This is a genomic window from Lacticaseibacillus camelliae DSM 22697 = JCM 13995 (assembly GCF_001311195.1).
Lineage (GTDB): Bacteria > Bacillota > Bacilli > Lactobacillales > Lactobacillaceae > Lacticaseibacillus > Lacticaseibacillus camelliae.
Genome location: NZ_BBAJ01000105.1, coordinates 1 through 6,368, shown reverse-complemented (window position 1 = coordinate 6,368; position 6,368 = coordinate 1). Strand labels below are relative to the sequence as shown.

The window sequence follows — 6,368 nt, the reverse complement described above, 5'->3', positions numbered from 1 at the left end:
GTCGAAGGAATCTGGTAAGGTGGCTTATGCGATTGCTAAGGCCGCTGACGTTGGTACCTCTTTCGTTTATACAAAGGGCTCCCAACAAAAGTTGGTCAATTTCAAGCTTTCCAGCAACGGCGAATTCAGCTACCGATCAAGGTCAACCTGAACGGGAACCTGAAAGCAAGAAGGTTGACGCCGACACCAACAAAGCATTGCCCGGGGCGAAGCTCAAGTTCGCATACAATGGTACTTCCAAAGAAGTCACGACTGGTACTGACGGGTATGCTGCCTTGAATGACTTGAAGGCTGGCACCAAGGTCACCGTCTCGGAAGTCACTGCTCCTAACGGCTACGTCAACAAGGGTGAACTCAAAGAAGTCACCATCGAACCCGGCAAGACCGTTGAAGTTGTCCTCGGTAACAAGGAACAGCTCGGTAACGTGACCCTCGCCAAGATTGGGCGTGAGTTCGGTAGCGACATGTTCAATGCCTACTACTCGCTTAATGGTGCTGTCTACGGCATTTACACCAGCACCGGCACACGGGTTGGCGCGATCACCACTGACGGCAATGGCAAAGGCACCTTGCAGAACCTCAAGCTCGGTAGCTACTACGCACTGGAAGAAAAAGCCCCTGCTGGCTATGTTCTGAACACGGCCAAGCTGCCGTTTGAATTGAAGTATGCTGGTCAAACTGTCACGGTCACTACGGCTCACGTCGATACGACCGATCAAGAACAGCGCGGCACTGCCAACATCGAAAAAGTTGACGCTGTTACTGGTAAGCAGCCACAAGGTGCTGCCAGCCTAAACGAGGCTGTCTACGAACTCCACCGTGCAACCGATGACAAGCTCGTGAAATCGGTGACGATCGCCAACAACACGGCGTCTGTTTCCGGCTTGGAACTGGACGATTATTACTGGCAAGAAGTAAAGGCGCCGACTGGTTACGTGCTTGATCCGCAAAAGCACGCCTTCAAGTTGGCTTACGCTGGTCAGAACCTCACCACTGCAACTGCTACCACGACGGTCAAGGAACAAGTCATCACTGGTGATCTCGACTTACTCAAGTACGGGAACTACGACTGGTCAACCCAAGGCAAAGGCACTAAGTCGGTCATGCTCAAGGACACCCAGTTCGCTGTCACCAGCAAGACCACTGGCAAGGTTGTTCGCACTGGCCTCACCGATGCCCAAGGGTACGTGAAGTTTGCGGATCTGCCTTACGACACCTACACCGTAGCTGAAACCAAGACCCCAACGGGCTACAACGGCATCAAGCCGTTCACGGTCACAGTTGATGGCACCCAGAAGTCCCAGCATTATAGCATCGAAAACAAGGTCATTGAAGAAAAGCTGCGGGTAGTCAAGGTTGATACCGAAACCGGTAAGACCGTGCTGCGCGCTGGCGCAATCTTCCGCATTAAGAACCTGCAAGCCAACAAGTACGAAGTTCAGCCGACAGCCGACAAGACCGGTATGACTGATAAGTTCGCTACCGACAACTCCGGTGAGTTAATCACAGCCGAAGCGCTCGGCTACGGCAAGTACCAGCTCGAAGAAGTTCAAGCTCCAGAAGGCTATGTACTGGCTAAGAAACCAACCAAGTTCACCATCAACGGCAGCCATAAGGACGGCATCGTGGTCATCAAGTTCGCTGACCTCTCCCAAAAGGGTGTCGCCACCTTGACCAAGACCGGGGCTACCCCGGTCGCCGTCGAAAAGGTTGAAACTGAATACGGTGACCAGTATAAGTACCGCTACGACTACATCGCCCTCGCTAGTGCGAAGTTTGAGTTCAAAGCAGCCGAAGACATTACGACTGCTGACGGAACCGTTCGTGCACACAAGGGTGACGTGGTTGCTACCGGCACCACTGATGCTCAAGGTCAGATTCAGACCCCAGAACTCTATCTTGGCAAGTACACGGCAACTGAAATCTCTGCACCAAACGGGTTCATTATGAATACCGATCCGATTACTTTTGAACTCAAGTATGCCGGGCAAGAAGTGACGGTGACCTCCACCTCACTTGAAGCCAAGAACGACTTCCAGCAGCTCGACATTACACTTCACAAGCAAGAAGAAAGCATCACCGGCTGGAAGGATAACCTCCCAATTATCAAGAATGTCGCTGCCAACGGTCAGGTCTTCGGCTTGTTCACGCAAGGCGAAACCACGATCGGCAAAACTGTGATTCCTTCTGAATCACTCGTTGCCACCACGACGGTCAAAGACGGTAAGGCTGAATTTGGCGCGATCCAGTTGCCAGAAGGCTACTACTACGTCAAGGAACTTGATGCTGGTGAGAAGCACGACTTGAACACGACGATGTACGGCTTCCATTTCCACACCACCGACAATGAGAAGATCAAACACATTGACCTCAATGACGGTAAGGTGATCGACAACAAGCTCCACGAAAACGAACTGTCATTCAAGAAAATCAATGAAGTTGCCACGCTGGTTTCAGGTAAGGGTTACTCCTACGCGATGACCGGTAACGCTGCTGGCGCGACCTTTGAACTGCTCGATGCGGACAAAAAGGTGATTCAGACCATCACCGTCGGCAAAGATTCTACTGGGTCAATCAAGCACCTGCCTGTGGGCACCTTCTATCTCCGTGAATCCAAGCCTTCTGCCACCAACCTTGTCTTATCGAAGGAAACTCTCAAGCTCGTATCTACTAAGGACGGCGTGAAGGTATTCGATAGCAAGGACAAGCAGATCGGTGAGACCAAGTCTGACACCAAGGAAACCGCGATTACCTTTGAACTGACCAACGACTTGATCAAAGGCATGGGCGAACTGACCAAGACCGACGTTTCGACTGGAAAGCGCCTGCCAAACACCGGTATCCGTATTCTGGACGAAAACGGCAAGACGGTTGTATCTGGTCGCACCGACAAGAATGGGGTCTTCTCCTTTGGTAATCTGCCTGCTGGTAAGTACAGCTTCCAAGAATACGATGCACCAAAGGGCTACGAAATTAGCGAAGCCCTCGTGCCATTCGAGATCACTAAGGATGGTGAAATCATGAAGGCCGTCATGACCGACAAGCAGACGCCTAAGCCTGGCCTCCCACAAACTGGCAACGCGACGTCTGGCTGGCTCATCGTCATCGGTGTGGTACTGCTGCTCGGCGTCCTCGCTACGATGGTTGTAATCGGTGGTGCCAAGAAGAAAGATGGCAACTGATATGCGCATTTCTTCTATCAACATGTATCCCAATCCCGGCGGCGACGTGCTGCTCCAAGGCGACATCGTACTGGATCATGTGCTCATTTTGAAAAACGTGAAGCTCATCGAAGGTCAGTATCGCTGGTATATCCAGTTTCCACGATATGCTGATGGCCGCACAGTTCACCCAATCTCCAAGTCGTTTTACGATTATCTACTTCAACAATTAACCGAATACTATCACCAAGCCACAGCCGAGTAGCCCAACTACCCGGCTTTTTGAATACGAAAGGAAGGCTACAACATGGAACTCAAATTTGTTGCACCAAACATTGAAAAGACGTTCGGTCACCTATACTTCGGCTCGCTCAAGCGCGAACTGTCAGAAGGAGATCGTGACAACCGCAAGGTTGTCTCCCGCACTTACGAGTTGTTCTCCGACTTGCAGCGCACCGACAACATCGAAATCACTATTCCGGCGAAGAAAGGTGACAAGGCCGAAAGCATTGAAGTTGACGCACCGGTCACCATCATCAAGCCGCGGATTGCGACCGTCGGCTACCGGATCGGTGAACAAGCCTTTGTGGGCTACATCTGCAATGCCGACGATATTGTCCCAGTCAAATAAAAGAAAAGAGGAACTCACATGCGATTAGCAGAAGGCATCGTTATCGACTTAGAAGAAACCTTTGGCGTCTTGAAATTCTCCGGACAGCGCCGCGAACGCTTCGTGCAAGACGAAGACGGCAACCGTACCGACGACGTAAAGGAACGCACCTATGACTTGAAATCCATGAAACAAGGGATGATGATCCAAGTTTCAATTCCGGCAGAGGCCGGGGTCAAGGACTTCAAGTACAACCAGATTGTGACTTTAGTTGACCCAGTGATCGACACCGTGGCAAACGCAAACTTCAACCGAGTTGAAACTTCGTGGTACATGAAGGCCAAGGATCTCGTGATCGACACCGCGCCGGTCAAACCGCAGGAGAAGCCAAACAACAATGACAAGAAATAGCTCATTGCCCCACTCCTCGCGCGCGCCGCCCGCTGCGGCGGTTGCTTGCCACCAACGAAAGGAGTTGATTCCTGATGATGACTTCCACCCTGACCATAGTTGGTCGTGAAGTGTTCATTGACGACTATAACGAAGAAATCGACAACGACTACCGCCTTGACCCAGACGAGATCCTGCAAGACATGGTGGAACTCATGGAAGAAAGCCCTGAATCCTACCAGCACCTGCATATCGACAGTGAACAAACTAACGACGGCATGAATAAGCTGTTCTCGTTCACATCTTACGAAGGCGAAGATGGCTTACGGCTTTCGTATCTGGGCGTCAGCGATGAGTAGAGATGCGAAATCGATTCAACCACAAAATTTTGAAATCGCCGGCTTTGTCGAAGATTACACCAGACTTATCAAAATAGATGGCGTTCTGCCAAGCGCTGACTTTTTACAGGAATTGGTCGCTGATGCCGCAACACAGGCAATGGACGGTCAATTCATTATCTGGGTTGATGACAACACGATTGATGACGAACCTAAGGAATTCATTTTCAACTTGCTTGAAGACACCGTGATTTATATGGGTGTGGAATGAATTTCGTATTATCACAAATGAAAGGAGCTCGAAAATGTCCGCAATGAATATTGATGGATTCTTGGAAGACTACCCCGCGCTAGTTGACCCTGATTTCCACGACCCTAGCCCGGAAGCTTTGATCGACATGGTGCTGATGGCGGCCGAACAGGCAACTGCTGGCGAACCATTTTCAATTTAGGTAGACGGCGAATGTACCCGCGATCACGAATCCAAGGAGTTCAGTTTCAATATCGACACCGAAGATCGACAACCCGCTATCAAATATATTGGCGTCAAGTAACGCCCAAAGGAGAATTTCTATGAATGATCAAGTAACCCTCGTCAACTTGGACGACTTTCAACTTCACTACGAACACATCGCTGACTTTGACAACGGTGCATCACCCACTGGTGACGTCATCATCAATTTAATCGACGCAGCTAATCACGCGATTCAAGCTGGCATGAATGCTTGTGACCTGATTTTAGCCAGAGAACAGTGTGCGAAACCCGAAGCCTACCTTCAAGGCGCGCGCTTTAGTTTCAACGTTTCAAGTAGTCCACTTGGTCTCGTGATTGGCTACGACGGAGTGAACATTGACGAATGAAACTTACGTATCGCGGTACACGGGTCTATCCCCGTCAACGCAACTTACTCTACAACACGGCGATGACGGTTGTGGTTTGCTTGTGGGTAACTGGAGCTGCCATTGCTTATTGGCCGCTGCTAAGACAAATCAACTGGAAATTCTTTAATTGGCCGGACGTGGTGGCCTTGCCTTGGTCATGGTTGCCGCTGATTATCAACAGTTTATGTACAGCACTACTCTTTGGTGCTGGTTTGTGGGCTTACCGAACGTGGTTTGCGGATTCCTACAAGCAGATGGAACACCGCCAAAAGCTCGCCCGCATGATCATGGAGAACAAGTGGTACCAAACCGACCAAACCAACAGCGAGAGCTTCTTCAAAGACTTAGGCTCAACGCGCACCAAAGAGAAGATTTCGCACTCTCCCAAAATCTATTACCGACTCAAGGATGGCTGATTCACGTTTCCGTTGAAATCGTCATGTCTTCCTATCAAGATCAACTCCTGCACTTGGAAAAGAAGTTAGAGGCTGGTCTTTACTGTGAGCTGGTCGACAAGATCATGCACGATTCTTACGTCGAATACACCTTGCTTTACGACACGATCGGCAAGCGCATCACCATCGCTGACGTGACCTGTGAACATGGCTCCATGCAGCTCATGGAAACCGTGGCTTGGCACTATGACGCGCTGCCCCACATGCTGATCGCTGGTGGTACAGGTGGTGGTAAGACCTACTTTATTTTGACGTTGATTGAAGCACTGCTGAAAGACGGTGCCCAGCTCACCATTCTTGACCCGAAAAATGCTGACCTCGCCGACTTAGCTGACGTGATGCCAGGGGTCTATTCCAAGAAGGAAGCCATGCTGGATGCACTTGAAACCTTCTATCAGGACATGATGGCGCGTAACGACAAAATGAAACAAATGGACGGATACAAGACTGGCGAGAACTACGCCTACCTTGGACTACCCGCCCATTTTCTGATTTTTGATGAATATGTCGCCTTTATGGATATGCTTGGCCG

Annotated in this window: 6 protein-coding genes and 3 pseudogenes; all 9 read left to right on the top strand. The window is 50.4% G+C overall.

Features of this window, described 5'->3' with window-relative positions:
• Positions 1-3,182 (top strand): annotated as a pseudogene (locus JCM13995_RS12490) (MSCRAMM family protein); the annotation flags it as partial.
• A gap of 1 nt (position 3,183) precedes the next feature.
• Complete coding sequence (locus tag JCM13995_RS12485; RefSeq protein WP_003606405.1) at positions 3,184-3,426, top strand: hypothetical protein; 243 nt, start codon at positions 3,184-3,186, stop codon at positions 3,424-3,426.
• Positions 3,427-3,468: 42 nt separating this feature from the next.
• Positions 3,469-3,792 (top strand): DUF961 family protein, encoded by a 324-nt coding sequence (locus JCM13995_RS12480; RefSeq protein WP_054666166.1) that lies wholly within the window; start codon positions 3,469-3,471, stop codon positions 3,790-3,792.
• A gap of 18 nt (positions 3,793-3,810) precedes the next feature.
• Complete coding sequence (locus JCM13995_RS12475) at positions 3,811-4,182, top strand: YdcP family protein (RefSeq protein ID WP_054666161.1); 372 nt, start codon at positions 3,811-3,813, stop codon at positions 4,180-4,182.
• Positions 4,183-4,256: 74 nt separating this feature from the next.
• Positions 4,257-4,520: a hypothetical protein gene (locus tag JCM13995_RS12470; RefSeq protein ID WP_054666158.1), complete on the top strand. Its 264-nt coding sequence runs from the start codon at positions 4,257-4,259 to the stop codon at positions 4,518-4,520.
• Positions 4,480-4,770, top strand: coding sequence for a hypothetical protein (locus tag JCM13995_RS12465; RefSeq protein ID WP_225350897.1), 291 nt, complete (start codon positions 4,480-4,482; stop codon positions 4,768-4,770). The genes JCM13995_RS12470 and JCM13995_RS12465 overlap by 41 nt, the downstream gene beginning before the upstream one ends.
• Positions 4,771-4,804: 34 nt before the next feature.
• Positions 4,805-5,053, top strand: a pseudogene (locus JCM13995_RS17905) (hypothetical protein).
• Positions 5,054-5,072: 19 nt separating this feature from the next.
• Complete coding sequence (locus JCM13995_RS12455; protein WP_054666153.1) at positions 5,073-5,360, top strand: hypothetical protein; 288 nt, start codon at positions 5,073-5,075, stop codon at positions 5,358-5,360.
• Positions 5,357-6,368 (top strand): annotated as a pseudogene (locus JCM13995_RS12450) (FtsK/SpoIIIE domain-containing protein); the annotation flags it as partial. The gene JCM13995_RS12455 and the pseudogene JCM13995_RS12450, both read left to right, overlap by 4 nt.